Raw genomic sequence first — 1,640 nt, 5'->3', positions numbered from 1 at the left:
GGTAAAGCCAAACGACATGGGCAATGATTTGAGGTGGGAACCGGTGGCGTTTGTAGCTGATCGATGATGTCGTCATGAGACAACCGCTAACCCATTAAACTGGTGTCAAAATTTACGTGACAACGCCTACAATAACCAACGGCCCAACATGGCCATCGGCGGCATCACGCCTGTCAAGAAATTGAAACTGGCTGCATAACTCTACCGCCAAGCTCCTCCAATAATTGGGGGATTACCCCGCCAATAAAACCTGATCTCGAAATTCCTTGATCCAGCGGTTCAACGTAGCACGTCCCAGGCCCAGATCGGCGGTAATTTCAGGAATAGGCCGGCCACTCACTTCTACCAGCCGCACTGCTTCCCGCTTAAACTCTTCCGTATAATGTTTGCGCCCCATGAAATCCTCCTGATCTTAGAGTATCAGAAGGCTCTCCACTTTTCCTGAACCAGTCCAACTATACCCCCTACCTGAAGCGACCCCACATTCGGTTTATTGGCAAAGATTGCATATTTGACCCACCATTGACGCGGATTGAGATCAATCGACTTTGAGTTCAGATTACTCAATGTAAAACACCGAGAACACGAAGGGCTTGCTGAGTACCGATACTTTCTCTGGAAGTGACAGAGAGTGAATATACTAGCCGAACGGAGGGCGATATTGAGGAACGGCTAACGCAAAAATACTCAGAACTTCGATCTAGCAACAGTACGTTGAGTTGGATTAATTTTTGCAATGACTTGTATATTTTGCGCAATCTCTTCTGGTGAGGCACCAGCGTATATTCTTTGTCGGAATCAATACGCTCTGGCTTTTCTTTCGCTTGAAGGACACCCACTCATTGTCCCACGTTGTCATTTATCTGGTTTAAATGATCTTGATGATCAGACTGCTGCGGCACTCTTTCAGATGGCCACGAAGGTCTCTCGTGCCTTGCGTGCAACGATAGGCTGCGAAGGAATTAATTTAATCTTGTCTGACGGTGTGGCAGCAGGTCAGGATGTTTTTCACGTACACCTAAATGTAAAGCCGCGATGGAATGGAGACGATGTCATTTTACGCTGGGATACTAGTACTGCACCAGAAATAACACGTGCGGAGTTAGCATCTGCGCTAAAGAAGCAACTGTCTACCTTGTAAATGGGCGTTATGTTGTTAGAGATGGCTCGGGAAAACTGAACAGGCGATATAAGTGGATTTTCGGTCTGTAATTTGCCCTTATGGCTTTACAGGAGAACCGACTATGGCGCGCCGTCCCAGACGCAATCACACATCTGCCTTCAAATCCAAAGTAGCCTTGGCGGCCATTCGAGGCGAGTAAACCTTGAGTGAGCTTGGTCAACACTATGATGTGCACCCGAACCAGATCAAGCAATGGCGGGATCACCTGCTAGAAGGTGCCAGCGATGTCTTCGAGAAGGAAACCAAAGCCGCTGAACCAGCGGCAGTTGATGTCAAAACTCTTCACGCTAAAATCGGGGAGATGACGGCGCTATCAACTTAACCTGAAGTTGGTCGCACACGTTTTCTGCAGCCGCCTTTAGGCGTCAAGCATTGCAGCCTGTTTCCATAGTGAGAAGGCGTTGATGCGATGAAGGTGAATGTCGATTGTAGAACGTTGGTGGCGAGGTGGAACGAA

1 protein-coding gene and 2 pseudogenes are annotated in these 1,640 nt (G+C 48.2%); 1 reads left to right on the top strand and 2 read right to left on the bottom strand.

From position 1 onward, the window contains the following. A pseudogene (locus tag PsAD26_RS30230) lies at positions 1–76 on the bottom strand (IS6 family transposase); the annotation flags it as partial. Between the two features lie 156 nt (positions 77–232). Beyond that, positions 233–397 carry a transposase gene (locus tag PsAD26_RS28935; protein WP_084403725.1) on the bottom strand — a complete coding sequence of 55 codons (165 nt, stop codon included), beginning with the start codon at positions 395–397 and terminating at the stop codon, positions 233–235. A gap of 847 nt (positions 398–1,244) precedes the next feature. Between PsAD26_RS28935 and PsAD26_RS17110 the strand changes: the two are divergent. Further along, positions 1,245–1,490: pseudogene (locus tag PsAD26_RS17110) on the top strand (transposase); the annotation flags it as partial. Positions 1,491–1,640 lie beyond the last annotated feature (150 nt).

The organism is Pseudovibrio sp. Ad26 (assembly GCF_001623285.1).
Lineage (GTDB): Bacteria > Pseudomonadota > Alphaproteobacteria > Rhizobiales > Stappiaceae > Pseudovibrio > Pseudovibrio ascidiaceicola.
Note: the sequence above shows the minus strand (reverse complement) of the source record. Positions and strands in the feature narration are given on the sequence as shown.